Below are 18,344 nucleotides of genomic sequence, written 5' to 3'. Positions count from 1 at the left end.
TGGGCATCATCAGCCTTCACAATGCCTGTTAAATTTGGTTTTATGATATTTTATTTCTTTTTTAAGTGTGAATACATACGGTAACGCCCGAATTTGTTTTAATTTGCAAATATCATTATCGCATATTCTATACCCCGGATTTATATATATGAAGAAACTTATTTTTGGCCTGTTACTGATCACCGGCACGGTACACCTGACTTTTGCACAATCTTCCAGACAACGATGGGTAGACAGTGTGTACAACCAATTATCTGAAAAAGAAAAAATAGGACAACTGTTTATGGTAGCCGCCTATTCCGGCGGAGAGAAATATAACCAAGGGCAAATTCAGGCACTGATTGACAACCGGCTGGTTGGCGGATTAATCTTTATGCAGGGAACTGCTGAAGCACAGGCTAACCAAACCAATATTTTTCAGAGATCGAGTAAAGTACCTTTATTGATCGGTATGGATGCAGAATGGGGCTTGGGCATGCGCCTGACCGGTGTGCAGAATTTTCCGAGACAAATGATGTTAGGAGCCACCCGAAACCCTTCCTTGATGGAACAAATGGCCACTGCCATTGCTTACCAATGCAAAAGGCTCGGGGTACATATAGACTTTGCACCGGATATTGATGTGAACAACAATCCCGATAACCCGGTGATCAACTTCCGCTCTTTTGGTGACAATAAGGAATGGGTGTCCATAATGGGCAGCGCTTTCACAAAAGGATTGCAGGACAATGGCGTAATGGCTTGCGTAAAACACTTTCCCGGCCATGGTGACGTTTCCGTTGATTCGCACCTCGACCTGCCCGTCATCTCGAAGACCAAACAGCAACTGAACGATCTTGAATTGTATCCTTTCCGGAAATTATTTCAGGCTAAGGTACAGAGTGTAATGATCGCACATTTATCCTTACCGGCTTACGAATCTCGCAAAGATGTACCTTCCACCTTATCTTATCCAATCGTAACCGATTTATTGCAAAATGAAATGGGCTTTAAAGGTCTGATCTTTACCGATGCCCTGAATATGAAAGGGGTTACAAAGTTTTATCCGAATGGAGAAGCCGATTTGCAGGCCTTTCTGGCTGGCAATGACGTACTCTTATTTTCGGAAGATGTACCTAAAGCCATTGCAAAAATCCAGGATGCCATCAAGCATAAAAAGATCACCGCTGCAAGGTTAGAAAAGAGTGTGCGAAAAATCCTGAATGCTAAATATGATGCCGGGCTACATACCTATCAAACGATACCGGTAGCGAATGCGACTGTAGACCTGAACCGTTATACGCAAGCCATATTTGAGCAAGTAGCCGCTGCCGCCATCACCTTAGTAAAAGACAACAATCATATACTGGATAAATTAGCAATGCGCCCCAATGCATCGTATGCTTACGTATCGGTAGGTAAAGACGAGAACACGACGGCTACAGATAGTAAAGCTTTTTACAATATGCTTAAAGCGGCTTTACCCAATACCACTATCTTTAGCTTTGCCAAAAATCAAAGTGCCGCAAGAATGGATGTGCTGGTAAATAACCTTAAAAAATATGATGCGGTCATTATCGGCATGCAGGACTTGAACTTGTATCCTAAAGACAATTATGGCATTGATGCCATGCAATTGGCCTTTCTAAAACAATTGACCCTTTCGGACAAAACGATCTTCCTCAATTTCGGTAATGCTTATGCCTCGAAGTATATCTGCGGTGCCGGTTCCAGCATCATTGCCTATGAAGAGAATTATGCCACTTACCTGGCTACACTAAATGTATTATTAGGCAGAATGACGGCAAAAGGCGTTCTACCGGTACAGCCGTGTCCAACAGCCGGTACTTACAACAGCAGCGGAGCGACGCGGAATATCCCAAGCACGGCCGTTCCCACAAAAACGGCAGTGGTCAATACTCCCGTCACCACACAAACGACAACGAATCCCGTAACCATTGCGACCAATCTTATTAAAAACCCTGCTGCGATAGAAGCATTAGACAGCTACCTGAAAGGATCCATCGTTAAAGGGGTCTTTCCCGGTTGCCAGGTGTTGGCGATGAAAGACGGACAGGTCGTATACAAGAAAAATTATGGCGCCTACAGTTATGGGAGCAGCACGCCTATCGTTGATCAAACCTTATTTGATGTGGCTTCAGTAACCAAGCTGGCGGCAACGACGCTGGCGGTGATGAAGCTGTATGAACAAGGCAAGATCAATCTGAACTATACCTTAGGCGATTATTTACCCTTTGTAAAAGGAAGTAATAAAGCGAGCCTGAAGATCAGCAATATTTTATTACATCAGGCCGGGCTAAAAGCCTGGATTCCTTTTTACAAAAGCACCCTTGACAGTACAGGACCTAATCCTGCAATCTATGCCGCTTTTAAAAGCGGGAGATATACTGTTCCCGTAGCCTCCGGGATGTTTATGAACCAGAATTATACCGATACCATTTGGAAAACGATCCTGGAAAGTCCTGTAAGCTATCCTGCTGCTTATGTATATAGCGACCTTGACTTTATCTTCCTGCAAAAAGTGGTAGAGGCCATTACCAAAATGCCTTTGGATGAATATGTAGAAAAGACCTTCTATCAGCCTTTGGGGCTAAAAAACACTTTATACAATCCCTGGGAGCGCAATTGGCAATTACGATGTGCGCCAACAGAACGCGATAATTACTTCCGCTATCAGCAACTCCAAGGCTATGTACACGATATGGCTGCTGCAATGATGGGCGGTACGGCCGGGCATGCCGGGCTGTTCTCCAATGCGGAAGACCTCGGTATTATCATGCAGATGCTGGCCAATGGTGGAACTTACAGGGGCAAACAGATGTTCAGCCCGCAAACAGTCGAGTATTTTACGGGCTACCGTTCGGGCACCAGCAGAAGGGGCTACGGATTTGACAAACCGGAAAAACGCGCAGGCGACGGCGGCCCTGCATCGGAATACTGTAGTAAAAGCACCTTCGGCCACCAGGGCTTTACCGGCACCTGTGTATGGGCCGATCCTAAAACAGGCATTGTCTTCGTCTTCCTGTCTAACCGCATCAATCCAACTGCCGACAATAACCTGATCAATAAATTAAGTGTACGCACCGTAGCACAAGATTATATTTATAAGGCTTTGGGCTACAATTAAGGCCTTAACCCTATTTGCTACAATTGGCACCGCTCTTGAGCGGTGCCAATTGTTTTTGTATGCTTCCCGGCGGATTAATTCAACGTGCAATTTTTCAAGGCATTTGGTAAAATTAGGAAGGATGACACCGCAATCCATTGCAATAAGTATCTTTGCAATCCATTATAAGATTAATTCATGCGATTATTCCAACTACGGCGACAATCCGTGGCCATACAACTGCTTATATTTTTATGCCTGTATTTCCTGTGCAGTCTTTTATTACTGGTGGTATTGTCCGGGCTGGCACAAGTCTTACACATTGATTTCGCGCAGATCAGTGCAAAAAAGACGGCCTTAAATACGCAAGAAACCATAGGGATACTTTCTATCACTACCCTGAACCAAGTACTTACTTTTCTTTTACCGGCCCTACTCTTTATCTACCTTATTCCTGAGCGGCCAAAAGCATTCCTGTCTTTTAAACCAGTACAAGGACAAAGTATCCTTTGGGTTATACTGCTCTCTCTGGGTTTGCTGAGCCTGATTTTGGGCAGTACTCCCCTCATACAATCTTTGCCTTTCGGGAAAGCCGCAGATTCGCTTCAGGAGCAACGCAAGCAATTGGAATCCTCCATGTTGCAAATGAAGACCATAGGTGATCTGCTGGTTCGTATCGGGGTGATTGCCTTGGTGCCCGCCATCTGTGAAGAAGTATTTTTCAGGGGTATTGTCCAGCGCTTTACCAACTCATTTATCAAAAACCCTGTTTGGAGCATCGTCGCCGTAAGTATATTCTTTGCTTCTTTTCATGGGAGTGTTTATAATTTTTTACCCGTTGCTATTGCCGGATTCGTTTTGGGCCTTGTATATCATTATACCGGTAATATCTGGTACAATATCATCTTGCACTTTTTTAACAATGCCATACAGGTTGTACAGGTATACTTGATCTCTAAACATCCGGAAATGGATATAGAGGCTTTTCCCATCGCCATTGCAGTGAGTATGATGCTTATTGGTGGGGTTATTGTGTATATCGCCTTTAAACAAACCGTAAAAGGGAAAACACCCTCCCCGAAACTTTGGGGCATGAGCTATATAAATAATCATCCAAACCCGAATTTATCCTGATTTATGAACTGGCCTGTATTTTTTACCCGTTTAGGTTCCGCTATTGTCTTTGCCGCCCTTATGATGTTTGGTTTGTTGGGACATTTATGGACGCATTCTGTTTTTGGTATTTTCGGTTTGGCGCTGCTGGTTCAATTTCTGGGCATCCGGGAGTTTTACCGCCTGTCTCAACATATTTTTAAAGAAGCTTACTTTCCTCCATACCTCGAATGGGTCACCCAACTTCTGGGCCTGTTGGTTTTTGTGGGCATCAATCTTGCCTCTACCGGTGGCGTTGCGACGGCTATGCTGTCTATGATTCCTATAATCCTTCTTTTCGTGGCGGTTTTAGCAAAGCGCACCGCGCTAACAGCCGGTATGATGAGCTTGGTTGGTTTAGTCTACGTTGCCGTGCCGATGGCTTTACTGGTACAATTATGGACCATTAATTTTGCCATTCCGCTCGCACTCATCTTAATGATCTGGATGAATGATACGATGGCTTATATTGTCGGCTCTTTTATTGGCCGGACCCCCTTTTCTCCTATATCGCCCAAAAAAACATGGGAAGGAACCATCGGAGGTGCTTTACTGACCATCGGTGGCGCTGCTATCTGGGCACATTATACTTCCTTATACCATCCTGTAGATTGGATGGCTTTAGCCGCCTGTGCTGCATTTGCGGGTACTGCCGGCGATTTGCTGGAATCTAAATTAAAACGACTGGCCGGCATCAAAGACTCAGGCAACATTATGCCGGGGCACGGCGGAGCGCTGGATCGCTTTGATTCCTTATTGGCGGCCTTACCCTTTGCATTTATTTACATTATGTTTGCATTTGCTCCTTAATTTCATTTATTTTTGCCCCTTATTTTCAACAAATATTTTACTATGACTATTCATCGCGAAGGCTATAAGTATATCACCATTGCCTCTGTTCTATTCGTTATCCTGGCAGGATTGAACCATTATTTTTTAAACAAACCCGGCTGCGGATTCCAGATTATCTACTGGTTCTTACAAACAGGATTTTTCCTTTTATGGTTTTGGGTACTTTGGTTTTTCCGCATACCTAACCGCACCTTCACACAAGGCGACAATGTGATCGTGGCACCTGCCGATGGCAAAGTAGTGGTTATTGAAGAAACAACAGAAACAGAATATTTTAAAGATAAAAGATTACAGGTATCTATTTTCATGTCTCCCTTGAATGTGCACGTAAACCGTAGCCCGATCAAAGGACTGATCAAATATGTAAAATACCATCCGGGTAAATACCTGGTGGCCTGGCATCCAAAATCATCTACAGAAAACGAACGGACGACTGTAGTGGTGGGCAACAACCAGATTACGTTACTCATGCGCCAGATTGCCGGAGCCTTGGCCCGCCGCATCTGTTATTATGTAAAAGACGGACAAACTATTGAGCAAAATGCAGAATTCGGATTCATCCGTTTCGGTTCCCGTGTAGATATCTACTTCCCGGTGGGCACAAAGATTGAGGTTAACATCGGAGATAAAGTAAAAGGCGGACAAACCATATTGGCAAAAGTCTGAATCTCAAAATTGTAGTATATTTATTGTTTCAACAACAGACAAGAATAGTATGAAATCAAAAGAAACGATAAATAGGCTAAAAAAAAGAGGAATCACAGCAGCAGCAAACGCAACCAAGGCTCCGGCAGTGCCGCAACCCCAGTTCAGCCCCAAAGATGTAGAGGCCATTTTGATCGATGTATGCCTTAGAGAACTATACAATAACGGTGACCGCAGAGACCTCAATTTTGTAAAAGAAATACTGACCCCTAATAAGATTACCGTTCCGGCAGGAAAGCCTCTGGAATCCTTTTGGGACATCATTACCAGTACGGGTTTAATGAAAGCAGTAATCGGCTTCGGCAGGCAAGGCTGGCTCACCCTAACGGGTGAAGGCTACAACCTAATGAACCAATACGGCAGCTATATTAATTTCCTGAATAAAACGATGCCTCCGGGTTGCCCTCCCGAAAAAGAGGAGAAAAAAGTAGAACAGCCCGTTGTACATCCGAATGCAACACCTCCTGTAGATGAACCCATGGACGGCGTACAATAAGCACATATATATTCCGATTAAGAAAGCAGTACACATAAAAAGCGCGGTCACCTTTGGTGACCGCGCTTTTTATGTGCTTAAAACAAAAGACTATTTTTTGTTTTGTTGTTGTACTTTTTGAATTTCTTCCAGCTTTTGCTGCCATTTGGAGGTAGCGGCAGGCTTGCTTCTGTTTTCTTTGATCTTCGCATGAATTTTAGCTTCATTGATAAAGAATTTCTGAATGATAAACTGTTGTAACAAGCTCAACATATTGGAGAAGAAGTAGTAGAAAGTAAGACCGGCTGCAAAGTTATTAAACCAACCTAAGAACATAATCGGCATGATGTATGGCATCCATTTCATCACTTGTCCGTTAGGGCCGCTCATTTCTTGTCCGGCAGTCATTTGCTTGCTGTAAATCGCCAACAATAAACTGGAAACAGTCATTAATAAGGTAAATAAACTCACGTGATCACCATAGAACGGGATGTTAAACGGCAGGTTCAGGATATTATCATAAGTAGATAAGTCATCGCTCCACAGGAACTTGGCCTGGCGTAATTGAATCGCGGTCGGGAATACATAATACATCGCCAACAGGAACGGCATTTGTAACAGCATCGGCAAGCATCCTCCTAAAGGATTGACACCGGCAGTACGATACAGTTTCATTTGCTCTACACCCATTTGTTGTTGGTTCTCTCCGTATTTCGCTTTTAACTCATCAATCTCCGGTTTCAATACCCGCATCTTCGCAGAGGACAGATAGCTTTTGTAGGTAAAGAAAGACAGGAATAAACGGATGATCAGCGTCAGGACGATAATCAATACCCCGAAATTGGAGATAAAGGAGGCTAAGAAATTAAATAAAGGAAGGATCGCCCATTTCGCAATATATTTTACAAAGAAGAAGATACCGAAACCTAAAGGAATCATTTCTTCCATTTCATAATTATACGATTTAAGCACTTTATAGTCATTAGGCCCGATATACCATCTGAAATTGAAGGCAAAATCATTAGAAGCCATTACCGGGATACTCATGGTGCTGACATCAGTAGCTACAATACTGGAATCTTCTTTAGGCTCCGCAGCATCATAAGCACCTTTTTTGAAGGGCTTTTCTGCAGCAATGATGGTAGAGTTAAAGAAATGCGTTTTTACACCCATCCATTGCAACTCTTTGTCTATTGATTTCTTTGGGGTACGGGAGATGGTATTATAATCATGCTCCCCATCCTGATAGCGGAAATGCATCTGTGCATTAGTGCGCTCATTTTTCAAATCCTTTTCAGTACTCAGGGCCGCCGTTTTCCATTCTACCGGAATTTCGCTGGTTTTTGCTAAACCTTCCGACATCCCGATCATCCGTAGACTGGCGTCCATCATATAGCCGTCTTTCGGTAAAGAATAGGTAAGGACGACACTTTTACCTGCACCTACATCAGCAGTCATGATCAATTGCGTGCTGCCATCTGTTCCCGTTTTTTGTTCGGGTGTAAAGTACAGCTCATCCGACCACATATCTTTTCCGTCAACCGGAATCTTAAAGGCCAGGCGATTGCCTTGTTTACCGGAGAACAACAATAAAGGTTTCTGACTATAAGTCTTAAATTTAAGTAAGTTAGCTTCTACCGGAAAAGCCCCTTTTGTGGTTACATTAAGGCTTACCAATCCGTTACTTACCGTAACCAATTTTTCTGCCCCTCTAAAGGCTGCAGGCAGGGTACTGTCTATAGCGGTAGTGGTGTCTTTGATCACAGTACTTGTGCTGTTTTGCACAGGCTGTGGATGTGCTTTAGCATAAGCTAAAGAGTCTGCAGTTTTTTTTGCTTGATATTCTTTGGCAGAGTGATTACTATAAAAAATGTAACCAGTGGCTAAAGCAATTAACAATACAAAACCAATGACTGATTTGCGATCCATTATGTATTAATTCAATATGAGGCGCAAAGGTAAAACTTAATTATGAATTATAATTTGGGAATATTACATTTAACGTTAGGCCACTATACCCGTATTTTCTTTATCCTGTTTCCGGGTCACCATGCGCCTTCTTCTGGAGAAAGTTCTCGGTCCGGTAAGCTTACCTACAGTAAGTCCTTGAACAATAATAGAAAAGATTACGACAAAATAGGTTACGGTCAGGATCATGTGTTTATTGGTCGTTTCGGATAAGGAAGAAGCCAGGGCAATCGACACGCCACCCCGCAAACCACCCCAAACAAGGATGATGAGTGACTGATTACTGAGCCTTTGCTTGAATTTGATCAACCTTGCCGGGATCACAATGGAGATAAAACGGGAAAACAAGACGATCACGATGGCAATAATCCCCGGTAGCCAATAGATTTTCCATTCGGGAATCAGCAATACTTCAAACCCGATAAAGAGAAACAGAATAGCATTCAGTATTTCATCATTCAACTCCCAGAAACGATCTACATATTCTCTTGAGGTTTGGCTCATGGCCTTATCCCTTCCAAAATTACCGACGATCAACCCGGCCGCCACCATCGCCAGCGGACCCGATACATGTAATTCATGGGCAATCAGGTAACCTCCCATTACAATAGCCAGGGTAATGAGTACATCTACCGTATAATCATCAATTTGTTTGATCATCAATGAGCCGAAATAACCCAATAATAATCCGAGAGCAATCCCACCGATGGCCTCTTGTACAAATAACAGGGTAATTCCTTTGGGGGTCACATCTACGCCGCTGCCTTCTGCAATACCCCTTAATAAGATAAATAATACGATGGCCACCCCATCGTTAAACAAAGACTCTCCCGCAATTTTCGTTTGCAGCGACTTGGCCACTTTTGTTTGCTTCAGGATACTCAAAACCGCAATCGGGTCGGTAGGGGAAATAAGGGCCCCAAATAACAAACAGTGAATAAAGGGAACTTCTAAGCCGATCAGATGCATACCATAATGAAACAGGTAGCCCACCACGATGGTAGAAATAATGACACTGACGGTAGAAAGGGTCAGCACCTGCCACATCTGCTCTTTAAGGTCTTTCAGGCGGATGTGTATGGCCCCGGCAAAAAGCAGGAAATTCAGCATGGCGCCCATCAGGAGTTCGGTAAAGTCGAAACCAGAGAGCAGCTTCAGGAAACCAGAGAAGGTTTTAGGAAAAAAGCGACCGGTAGTAACCAGCCCTATCGAAAACAACATGGAAATTACCATTATTCCTATTACAGAGGGTAGTTTTAGAAATCGTGCATTGATGTATGCAAATACGGCCGCTAAGACTATTAAAATTGAAAAGGAGTAGTATAATTCCATATATGATTAATTGTTTTTTTGATTTTTATCGATAGACTAATATTTCGCTTGGTTTGCTTTCATTCCACAACCGGTCGGCCGCAGTAATGATATACTTATGGTTTGCAAAATCAGGATCTTCATCTATAAAGATGTTTTTCTGAGTAATGGCAACGATTTTAATAGATTTATTCAGGTCTATACTTTCGGTTTTATCAAATTTATACACCAGGTATCGAACCGGTTCTTTATTGCCGGTAGGCTCCCAGGTAAGTATAGCCCCTCTTTGATTAGGGCTTGATTTCAATGTCGCTTTCGGTGCGCCGGGCGGTATATTATCGATCCAGGGCATTGTTGGAGGTATGGCAATGGTGCCATAATATTTCGCTTGCTTTAAATCCTTGCTCAGCGCAGTGCCGATCTTATCGAAACTGGCCATACTGTACATAATCGCACCTTCAGCCTGATAACTGCGTTCGGTCTCTATTTGTTTTAAGATCTCTTTAGACCCTTGCCATGTAGCTTGTGTGGCATTCACCATACGATATACGCCCATACCAATATACAAAGCTCGTTCTTTACATACGCTTTTCCACCAAGGCACAAGCACATCATAAGCTGCCAAGCGGTGGCCATGTTCCCAGTAAAGTTGCGGCGCTACATAATCTACCCATTTATGCTGTATCCAGGTGAGTACATCGGCATACAGGTCATCGTAACAACTGGTGCCATTGGTAGCACTGCCTGCCGGGTCCTGCCGACTGTTGCGCCAGATCCCAAAAGGGCTGATCCCCACTTTCACATAGTTTTTTTCTTTCTTTACCCCTTTATATAAGGCCTCAACAAATTTATTGATATTGTCTCTCCGCCAATCGTCCAGGCTTTTGCCCTGTCCGTATTGCGCAAAAGAACGCTGATCGCCAAATACCTTTCCGGCTATTTTATAAGGATAAAAATAATCATCGATATGCACCCCATCTATATCATAGCGCTTCACGACATCTAGGATCACCTGGTTTACATAATTGCGTGCTTCGGGGTTTCCCGGGTCCAGATAGGCTTTACCACCATAATTGATCACCCAGTCGGGATGTTGTTTGGTTACATGCGATGGTGGGTTTGGGTTAAGGGCACTATTCACCAAAGCACGAAATGGATTAAACCATGCATGGAATTCCATATTACGTTTATGCGTTTCGGTCACCATAAAAGCAATCGGATCGTACATCGGAAAAGGAGCAACGCCTTGTTTTCCGCTCAGGTATTTGCTCCAGGGCTCTAACTCAGAAGGGTAAAAGGCATCTGCCGAAGGGCGTACCTGCACAATGACCGCATTAAATCCGTTTTCTTGTAAGAAGGTGAGGCGGTCGATAAATTCGTTTTGTTGTTGCGCAGCACTTAAGCCGGGTTTAGACGGCCAATCGATATTACCGACAGTAGCAATCCATACCGCCCGGAATTCTCGTTTCGGAGCATCCTGAGCAAAGGAAAATAGGGTAACAAACAGTAAAACAGTAGAATAGAAATACCTTAGCATATAGCGAATCACATATGAGGTTGCCCGCGAAGTTACGAAATTCTATCGGTATCTCTACTCGTTCCAGATACGCCAATTCGCTTCTGCCTGCAATTCCAGCATTTCTAAACCATTTTTCAGGACTGCTCCCGCTGCCTTTCCTTTCTGCAAAAAGGCCGTCTCTGCGGGATTGTACACCAGGTCATATAAGATATGCTGATCGCTCAAAACCGCATAGGGAAGATCAGGAAAAGTATGCACTTCTGGAAAAGTGCCTAAAGGAGTGGTATTAATAATGAGTTTATGTGCCGACAGCAGCGTAGCATCAACATCGGCATAGGTAATAGCCGAAGCGGATACCATTCGACTAACTAAAGTATAAGGAATTCCTAAAGACTCCAAGCCCTTCAACACCGCTTTAGAAGCGCCTCCGGTACCCAAAACCAGGGCTTTTACAGGTACAGCAGGCAGTATCGGCACCAAAGAATTTACAAAACCGCTAATATCGGTATTATACCCTTTCAGTTTGCCCTGTTTAAACTGAATACAATTCACCGCGCCAATGTCCGCCGCTACCGGATCAATTTCATCAAGGTAGGGCATAATGAGCTCTTTATAAGGAATCGTCACACATAAACCGGCAAGTGCCCGATGTTGTGCAATAATTTGCTTAAACGATTCAATATGAGGGATTTCGAAGATTTCAAAATGCGCCTCTAAACCCAAAACCCCGAATTTATTGTTAAAATATTTTGGAGAAAAACTATGTGACAAACTTTTGCCAATTATACCATATTCCTTCATTATATTTGTTTTCCAGAGGTAAATGTATGGAATAAATTTATGGCGAAACCCCAAACAGACAAAGAAATCGTAGCACTCCTGCAGCTGGTCGATGACCCGGACCAGGAAGTATACGAAACCGTTGCTCAAAAACTATTGAGTTATGGCTTGTCTATTGTGCCTCATCTGGAGGCCTTATGGGAGGTTTGCGATAATCCTTTTGCCCAGTCGCGGCTGGAAAACCTGATCCATCAATCCTTTTACCAGCAATTACAAACCGAATTGATTCATTGGGCCAAGGCCTCACATCCATCCGCATTTGAGGCGGCGCTCATCATTGCGAAATTCCGTTTTCCGGAAATGGACAAGGAAGCCATTCTACACCAGTTTGAACTGATGCGGCGGAATGTCTGGTTAGAGTTGAATAATTTCCTCTCTCCTTTGGAGCAGATCAATATCATTAACGGTATTCTATTCAATTTTTTCCGGCTGAAAGGGCATGAACTGACCGATCCCAACCCGAATCTGTTCTTTGTTAATCATACGGTAGAAAGCAAACAGGGAAATGCATTTACCATCGGTATTTTATATCTGGCTTTATGTGAGATGCTGGATGTGCCGATCTATGCTATAGACCTCCCTAATCAGTTTATCTTAGCATATTTTGATCATGTGTACGCATTTGACGATATGGAAGAACACAATGCCATTCAGCATGTACAGTTCTTTATAGATCCCACCAATGGTATGGTCTATAACCGTAACGACATTATGATGTACCTGAAGAAAAATGGAAAATACGATCTCTATCCCGAATTGAATATGCTCGACAGCCGTGCGGTGATTACCCTGCTTTTGGAAAACCTGGCTACGACTTATGATAACATCGGAGAACCGGAGAAGGCTGTTGAAATAGAAAGTCTTATTCCCCTGATCCAACAACCCGAAAAATAGGTAAGACCTTATTTGAACCAGCTACTGTACATCACATAATTATTAGCGATGCGGTTGATCTCTCCTTCGGTCAGTTCGGCACTGATGTCTTTTACCTTTTTGGCCGGAACACCCGCAAAAATACATCCGGAAGGCACTTGTGTCCCTTCAAGCACTACAGCACCGGCAGCAATAATGGTATTGCTCCCGATATGCACATTATCCATAACAATAGCCCCCATACCGACCAGTACATTATCCTCTATGGTACATCCATGTACGATAGCATTATGTCCCACGGATACATTATTGCCTAAAACGGTTTCGGTTTTCTCGTAGGTACAATGCACACAGGCACCATCCTGGATATTTACCTGGTTGCCCATACGAATACGGTTTACATCCCCGCGCACAACCGCATTGAACCATACGCTGCAGTTTTCTCCCATAATCACATCACCTACAATCGTGGCATTAGGTGCAATAAATGTGCTTTCGGGCATTTGTGGTTCTATTCCTTTTACAGGTAGGATTACGGCCATAATAATTATGTTTATACTGCTACACTCGCTTTAATATGCGGATACGCCTGGTAATTTTCTAAAGTAAAGTCTTCAAAAGTAAAGCCAAAGATGTCTTTTATCTCCGGGTTAAGGCGCATGGTCGGCAAGGCATAAGGCTCCCGGGTCAATTGCAGTTTTGCCTGCTCTAAATGGTTGTTGTACAGGTGTGCATCTCCAAAAGTATGGATAAATTCTCCAAGCTCCAGGTCGCATACCTGCGCGATCATCATCGTGAGCAAAGCATAAGAGGCAATATTAAATGGTACCCCCAAAAACACATCCGCACTCCGCTGATATAACTGACAACTCAGTTTGCCATTAGCTACATAAAATTGAAATAAAGCATGGCAGGGACTCAGCGCCATATGCGGCAAGTCGCCCACATTCCAGGCATTTACAATAATCCTGCGGCTATCCGGATTGGTTTTCAACTGTTGAATAACGTCCTTAATCTGATCATACACTTTCCCATCTGCACCTTCCCAGCTCCGCCATTGTTTTCCGTAGACAGGGCCTAAATCGCCCTGTTCATTGGCCCATTCGTCCCAGATCCGCACCCCATGATCATTCAGATAATGTACGTTCGTATCTCCTTTTAAGAACCAAAGCAACTCATAGATAATAGATTTCAAATGCAGCTTCTTTGTGGTCACCATCGGAAACCCCTTATTGAGATCGAAACGCATTTGATACCCGAAACAACTGATCGTTCCCGTTCCGGTCCGGTCTTCTTTATGCACACCGGTATCTAATATATGTTGGAGTAATTGCGTGTATTGCTGCATTTTTCAAAAATTGAATACAAAATTAAACAAAAATATCCGAGCGTCCCTTAAGGTAATTTTAATGTTAATTCTATGATAAGGGCTATCTTATTCGCAGCGAATCCTTTAATTTTATAAGCATAAGAAATTGTTCACCTTTTAAAAACCGCTTATTATGTCAGAAGAATTAAAAAACGAAGCAGAAAACAAAGAAGAGAGCCTTTGGGATAAAATAAAGGATAAAGCTGCCGATGCCTGGGAAGCCACTAAAGATGCGGCAGAAAAAGCAAAAGACAAAGCAGAAGAAGTATTTGATGCCGCTAAAGACAAGGCGGAAGATGCCTGGGAGAAAACAAAAGAAGTCGCCGGAGACCTGAAAGATAAAGCAGAAGATGCATGGGATAGTACGAAAGACAAGGCTGCCGATCTTAAAGACAAAGCAGAAGACAAAATTGATAAGCTCAGCAACGACACAGAAGCTGCAGCAGATAAGGCTTAAGGATTATAAGCAAAATCCTAAGCATAAAAGAGTGGGCCGTCCGGCTCACTCTTTTATGCTTAAAGAACCGCGATTTTTGTCCTAAGTTTAAACTTTTTGCTAAAATTACCGTCCTACCCTGCGTATCCACAATATCCCATGGATAAACATTGTATTTTTACAACTTTAAATCAAGATCTGATATGAACTTAGTTACCAAAACCATTGTGATCTCCGGAGCTTTCGGATTGTTAGGTACTTCGCTTTTTGCCCAAACGGCAGACGATGCACTTCGCTTTGGCATGCTTTCTCCCGCAACTACAGCCCGTTCCTTATCTATAGGAGGCGCTGCAGGATCTTTGGGTGCCGATTTTTCTTCAGCAAGTGTAAACCCCGCAGGATTAGGTGTATACAGACAAAGTGAATTTACCATCACCCCATCTCTGAGGATGAATAATAATTCCAGCGATTACCTGAATCAAAATACGACAGATGATAGATCTGCATTTAAATTGGGTAATGCGGGCATGGTATTTAACAGCAGCAAAAACAGAAGCGGTTGGAAAAGCGTTTCTTTCGCATTAGGTGTCAATAAATTGGCCGATTTCAATAATAATGTCACTTATCAGGGCAACAATAAAAACAGCTCTTTCTCCGAAGTTTTTGCCGCATCGGCACAAGCCAATGGCGTACAGGAAAGTGCCGGCCCTTATGGCTATCTCGGATATCAATCATTCTTGCTTTCCAATGACCTGAAATCGGTTCCTTATCAAAGGATTATCGCCCAGGGTGGTACACTATCACAAATGAAAACAAGTGATATGAAAGGTGCTGTAAACGAATATGTGGTGAGTTTAGGTGCCAATTATGATGATAAATTCATGGTGGGCGGTACGATTGGCATCACCTCTTATCGCTTCAAACGTATTACAGATTTTATAGAAGCGGATCAAACGGGCAATACAAACAACGGTTTTGACCGGTTTACCTTCAGAGAAGATCTGCAAACAACAGGTGTAGGGGTTAATGGTAAATTCGGGTTTATTTTTGCACCGGTAAAAAGTTTCCGTCTAGGTGCAGCCATTCACACGCCAACCTGGTCTTCCTTTAACGATTACGTAGATTATAATGTCGTGGCTAATGTAGAAGATGGTGCCGGCAATCGTAGTATAACGCCTCAAAACATATACCAATATGAATATTCCCTGAAAACACCATGGAGAGGTATCTTAAGTGCTACAGCATTTGTCGGTAATAAAGGATTTATCACTGCGGATTATGAATTTGTGCCTTACCAAACCATGTCTTATAAATTCTCCGGCAACACAGACTATCAGGTTCAGGTGAATAATGCCATCAAGAATACATACAGAGGTGCTTCTAATGTAAGAGTGGGTGCAGAATACAGAGTTACCAATCCATTCTCCATACGCGCCGGGGTAGCGTATTACGGCAACCCTTACAGCACACAATACAGTGATTTTGGCAGCGACCGCATGGACTATTCTGTAGGCTTAGGATATCGCTTTGCCAACAATACCTTTATTGACCTGGGCTATGCATACAGCAATATGACTAATAAAGAAAATGCCTATGTTGTGAGCGGCCTTACACCCGATGTCGCTAGTATTAAAACCAACAGAAGTATCGTCGCATTAACCTTAGGCTTTAAGTTTTAAGGAAATCACAAACTTTTTATAATATAACAGAGGATAATGATGCTATTATTATCCTCTATTTTTTATTCATAAAAAATGCGCCTATCTTTGTCTTATCATTTTCAAAAAAGTAAATTTATAATAATGGCAGCAGTATATAATGATGCTAACTTCGAAGCAGAAGTGCTAAAATCCGATAAATTGTCGGTTGTTGATTTTTGGGCTCCTTGGTGTGGTCCTTGTTTGGCCTTAGGCCCCACAATCGATGCTTTGGCTACCGAGTATGATGGAAAAATCAATGTAGGAAAAGTAAACGTTGATGAAAATCCAAACTTGTCTGTAGAATATGGGGTAACAAGCATTCCTTGTATCCTTTATATCAAAAACGGAGAAGTAGTAGACAAACAAGTAGGTGCTGCTCCAAAATCTGCTTTCGACAAAAAAATCCAACAACATCTGTAATTTTTTTTCAGATGTCTTAATGTTACAATAAAGCCCTTTCGCAATATGCAGAAGGGCTTTATTAATTTATACGATTATGGAAACCTCTTTCTTAAAAAACAGTATTATCCTATTTGGTTATTATAAAAACCTGGGAGAAAAGACATTTCGTCAGATAGACGCAGACAAATTATTCTGGCAGGCTAACGAGGAAAGCAATAGCATTGCTCATATTGTAAAACACCTATGGGGAAATATGCGCTCCCGCTGGACTGATTTCCTCCAGACCGACGGGGAAAAGGAGTGGCGTGACAGGGATAGTGAATTTGACCTGAAAACACAGGATGCCGCACAAGTCTTTCAACAATGGGAAGAAGGATGGAAGGTACTGTTAGATACGCTCGATACGCTTACAGAAGCCGATATGGACAAGGTGGTGTACATTAGAAACCAGGCACATAGTGTTATGGAAGCCATTCAAAGACAAATAGGTCACTATGCTTATCATGTAGGGCAGATTGTTTTTCTGGGCAAAATGCTCAGTACGCAATGGGAATCACTTTCTATACCGAGAAATAAATCTCAGGAGTTTAACCAGCACCATAATAAAGCAGAGAACAGAGGCGATCACTTTACGGACTATTTAAAATAAGATCGCGTCCCGTTTTCTATAAAAAAATATTGAATTTGTTAATTATTCATAAAAATATATTATTTTTCCAACGTAAATAATATACAATATGAAATTCAATATACTTAAGAAAGCAATAGCCGGCACTTTATTATTGGCGAGTTTTACGGAAGTACATGCCGGACCGGGTTATGGCTTACCTAATTTTCTGAAGCGTTGGGAAATTGGCTACTCATATTCTATCGCCTCCGCAACATATAAAAGCAACGAGACTGTAAAAGATGCGGCATCGGGCAAGTCATTTTCCAGAGAGATTAACCAAAATGTAAATAGCAAATTTGGGTATGGTGGTTTTGCAGGCACTTATATTCCGGTGAAACGCCTGGGTGGGCAATCTTTATTAGCAATCGGTATCGATTATGAATACAATGCGTTTTTATGGGATTATAAAGTACCTGAGTTCAGCGGCTTTACGACAGATGAGAACGGAACGGTAAATGGTGTAACTTATAGTGATCCTATTTTTGGTTTTTCTGCCATGTCTGTACAGATGGCCTTACCGGTAAGTGTGGATTTCAAATTCGGAGGAGAAGCGACCTTGGAAAAAGGTAGCCGCTGGACCGGAACCTTCGGGGCAGGTGTTCATCCTTCTCTGAATATGACGGTAGATTATGGGAATGCGGGTTTCGGAACGGGTATCGCACCATTTTTAAAAGCAGAAGTTGGGTATAAAGCAGGTATTGTTTTTAAATTAAGAGCTCAATATTCTTTTGGAAAGATTCCATTCTACACGAATGCCAACAGCTTGTTTGGTAATATCTCAGGCTTAGAAAGCAAAAGCGAACTGATCGGTAAAAATACTTTTTCATTATCACTGGTATTAATGCCTTTCTCTTTCAATTGGAAAGAGTACGGATGGTGGGGTGAACACCACTAATCATTCCGCATAAAATTGTATCTTGGGGCTGTTCTGTTGTGTCAGAACAGCCCTTTTTATAATGAGCATCG

17 protein-coding genes are annotated in these 18,344 nt (G+C 42.6%); 11 read left to right on the top strand and 6 right to left on the bottom strand.

The window, feature by feature from the left end; genetic code table 11:
- Positions 1-148 precede the first annotated feature (148 nt).
- From DBR32_RS12150 to DBR32_RS12130, 5 genes are all read left to right on the top strand, one after another.
- Positions 149-3,127: a glycoside hydrolase family 3 N-terminal domain-containing protein gene (locus DBR32_RS12150; RefSeq protein WP_124636606.1), complete on the top strand. Its 2,979-nt coding sequence runs from the start codon at positions 149-151 to the stop codon at positions 3,125-3,127.
- 177 nt (positions 3,128-3,304) lie between these two features.
- Complete coding sequence (locus DBR32_RS12145) at positions 3,305-4,240, top strand: type II CAAX endopeptidase family protein (RefSeq protein ID WP_124636605.1); 936 nt, start codon at positions 3,305-3,307, stop codon at positions 4,238-4,240.
- Between the two features lie 3 nt (positions 4,241-4,243).
- The gene (locus tag DBR32_RS12140) at positions 4,244-5,068 is read left to right on the top strand and encodes a phosphatidate cytidylyltransferase (protein ID WP_124636604.1); all 825 of its coding nucleotides are present in this window, start codon (positions 4,244-4,246) and stop codon (positions 5,066-5,068) included.
- Between the two features lie 42 nt (positions 5,069-5,110).
- Positions 5,111-5,776 (top strand): phosphatidylserine decarboxylase family protein, encoded by a 666-nt coding sequence (locus tag DBR32_RS12135; protein WP_124636603.1) that lies wholly within the window; start codon positions 5,111-5,113, stop codon positions 5,774-5,776.
- A gap of 49 nt (positions 5,777-5,825) precedes the next feature.
- Positions 5,826-6,311 (top strand): hypothetical protein, encoded by a 486-nt coding sequence (locus DBR32_RS12130; RefSeq protein WP_124636602.1) that lies wholly within the window; start codon positions 5,826-5,828, stop codon positions 6,309-6,311.
- Positions 6,312-6,401: 90 nt separating this feature from the next.
- On the opposite strand, the gene yidC is transcribed toward DBR32_RS12130, so the two are convergent.
- The 4 genes from yidC to DBR32_RS12110 all read right to left on the bottom strand — a co-directional run bounded on the left by yidC (position 6,402) and on the right by DBR32_RS12110 (position 11,889).
- Positions 6,402-8,219, bottom strand: a complete 1,818-nt coding sequence (yidC, locus tag DBR32_RS12125) for a membrane protein insertase YidC (protein WP_124636601.1) — start codon at positions 8,217-8,219, stop codon at positions 6,402-6,404.
- 75 nt (positions 8,220-8,294) lie between these two features.
- Complete coding sequence (locus DBR32_RS12120; protein WP_124636600.1) at positions 8,295-9,590, bottom strand: sodium:proton antiporter; 1,296 nt, start codon at positions 9,588-9,590, stop codon at positions 8,295-8,297.
- 25 nt (positions 9,591-9,615) lie between these two features.
- Positions 9,616-11,106, bottom strand: a complete 1,491-nt coding sequence (locus DBR32_RS12115; protein ID WP_124636599.1) for a glycoside hydrolase family 10 protein — start codon at positions 11,104-11,106, stop codon at positions 9,616-9,618.
- A gap of 54 nt (positions 11,107-11,160) precedes the next feature.
- On the bottom strand, positions 11,161-11,889 hold the full coding sequence (locus DBR32_RS12110) for a shikimate dehydrogenase (RefSeq protein WP_124636598.1): 729 nt from the start codon (positions 11,887-11,889) through the stop codon (positions 11,161-11,163).
- Positions 11,890-11,928: 39 nt separating this feature from the next.
- Between DBR32_RS12110 and DBR32_RS12105 the strand changes: the two genes are divergently transcribed.
- On the top strand, positions 11,929-12,822 hold the full coding sequence (locus DBR32_RS12105; RefSeq protein ID WP_124636597.1) for a transglutaminase family protein: 894 nt from the start codon (positions 11,929-11,931) through the stop codon (positions 12,820-12,822).
- Positions 12,823-12,830: 8 nt separating this feature from the next.
- Here DBR32_RS12105 and DBR32_RS12100 read toward each other — a convergent pair whose 3' ends face one another.
- Positions 12,831-13,343: a gamma carbonic anhydrase family protein gene (locus tag DBR32_RS12100; protein ID WP_124636596.1), complete on the bottom strand. Its 513-nt coding sequence runs from the start codon at positions 13,341-13,343 to the stop codon at positions 12,831-12,833.
- 11 nt (positions 13,344-13,354) lie between these two features.
- Positions 13,355-14,149 carry a thymidylate synthase gene (locus tag DBR32_RS12095; RefSeq protein WP_124636595.1) on the bottom strand — a complete coding sequence of 265 codons (795 nt, stop codon included), beginning with the start codon at positions 14,147-14,149 and terminating at the stop codon, positions 13,355-13,357.
- 154 nt (positions 14,150-14,303) lie between these two features.
- Between DBR32_RS12095 and DBR32_RS12090 the strand changes: the two genes are divergently transcribed.
- The 5 genes from DBR32_RS12090 to DBR32_RS12070 all read left to right on the top strand — a co-directional run bounded on the left by DBR32_RS12090 (position 14,304) and on the right by DBR32_RS12070 (position 18,273).
- Complete coding sequence (locus DBR32_RS12090) at positions 14,304-14,627, top strand: YtxH domain-containing protein (protein ID WP_124636594.1); 324 nt, start codon at positions 14,304-14,306, stop codon at positions 14,625-14,627.
- 182 nt (positions 14,628-14,809) lie between these two features.
- Positions 14,810-16,285 carry an OmpP1/FadL family transporter gene (locus tag DBR32_RS12085; RefSeq protein WP_124636593.1) on the top strand — a complete coding sequence of 492 codons (1,476 nt, stop codon included), beginning with the start codon at positions 14,810-14,812 and terminating at the stop codon, positions 16,283-16,285.
- Positions 16,286-16,408: 123 nt separating this feature from the next.
- On the top strand, positions 16,409-16,726 hold the full coding sequence (trxA, locus tag DBR32_RS12080) for a thioredoxin (protein WP_124636592.1): 318 nt from the start codon (positions 16,409-16,411) through the stop codon (positions 16,724-16,726).
- A 76-nt stretch (positions 16,727-16,802) separates the two neighbouring features.
- Positions 16,803-17,357 (top strand): DUF1572 family protein, encoded by a 555-nt coding sequence (locus DBR32_RS12075; RefSeq protein WP_124636591.1) that lies wholly within the window; start codon positions 16,803-16,805, stop codon positions 17,355-17,357.
- A gap of 88 nt (positions 17,358-17,445) precedes the next feature.
- Complete coding sequence (locus tag DBR32_RS12070; RefSeq protein WP_124636590.1) at positions 17,446-18,273, top strand: hypothetical protein; 828 nt, start codon at positions 17,446-17,448, stop codon at positions 18,271-18,273.
- Positions 18,274-18,344: the final 71 nt, after the last annotated feature.

It is taken from the genome of Taibaiella sp. KBW10, from assembly GCF_003852495.1.
Lineage (GTDB): Bacteria > Bacteroidota > Bacteroidia > Chitinophagales > Chitinophagaceae > Edaphocola.
The sequence above is the reverse complement of the archived record's forward strand: the minus strand, read 5'-3'. Positions and strand labels throughout refer to the sequence as shown.

Coding starts and splice junctions, on each gene's coding strand:
- DBR32_RS12150 (WP_124636606.1), top strand. CDS start 149: ATGAAGAAACTTATTTTTGGCCTGTTACTGATCACCGGCACGGTACAC.
- DBR32_RS12145 (WP_124636605.1), top strand. CDS start 3,305: ATGCGATTATTCCAACTACGGCGACAATCCGTGGCCATACAACTGCTT.
- DBR32_RS12140 (WP_124636604.1), top strand. CDS start 4,244: ATGAACTGGCCTGTATTTTTTACCCGTTTAGGTTCCGCTATTGTCTTT.
- DBR32_RS12135 (WP_124636603.1), top strand. CDS start 5,111: ATGACTATTCATCGCGAAGGCTATAAGTATATCACCATTGCCTCTGTT.
- DBR32_RS12130 (WP_124636602.1), top strand. CDS start 5,826: ATGAAATCAAAAGAAACGATAAATAGGCTAAAAAAAAGAGGAATCACA.
- yidC (WP_124636601.1), bottom strand. CDS start 8,219: ATGGATCGCAAATCAGTCATTGGTTTTGTATTGTTAATTGCTTTAGCC.
- DBR32_RS12120 (WP_124636600.1), bottom strand. CDS start 9,590: ATGGAATTATACTACTCCTTTTCAATTTTAATAGTCTTAGCGGCCGTA.
- DBR32_RS12115 (WP_124636599.1), bottom strand. CDS start 11,106: ATGCTAAGGTATTTCTATTCTACTGTTTTACTGTTTGTTACCCTATTT.
- DBR32_RS12110 (WP_124636598.1), bottom strand. CDS start 11,889: ATGAAGGAATATGGTATAATTGGCAAAAGTTTGTCACATAGTTTTTCT.
- DBR32_RS12105 (WP_124636597.1), top strand. CDS start 11,929: ATGGCGAAACCCCAAACAGACAAAGAAATCGTAGCACTCCTGCAGCTG.
- DBR32_RS12100 (WP_124636596.1), bottom strand. CDS start 13,343: ATGGCCGTAATCCTACCTGTAAAAGGAATAGAACCACAAATGCCCGAA.
- DBR32_RS12095 (WP_124636595.1), bottom strand. CDS start 14,149: ATGCAGCAATACACGCAATTACTCCAACATATATTAGATACCGGTGTG.
- DBR32_RS12090 (WP_124636594.1), top strand. CDS start 14,304: ATGTCAGAAGAATTAAAAAACGAAGCAGAAAACAAAGAAGAGAGCCTT.
- DBR32_RS12085 (WP_124636593.1), top strand. CDS start 14,810: ATGAACTTAGTTACCAAAACCATTGTGATCTCCGGAGCTTTCGGATTG.
- trxA (WP_124636592.1), top strand. CDS start 16,409: ATGGCAGCAGTATATAATGATGCTAACTTCGAAGCAGAAGTGCTAAAA.
- DBR32_RS12075 (WP_124636591.1), top strand. CDS start 16,803: ATGGAAACCTCTTTCTTAAAAAACAGTATTATCCTATTTGGTTATTAT.
- DBR32_RS12070 (WP_124636590.1), top strand. CDS start 17,446: ATGAAATTCAATATACTTAAGAAAGCAATAGCCGGCACTTTATTATTG.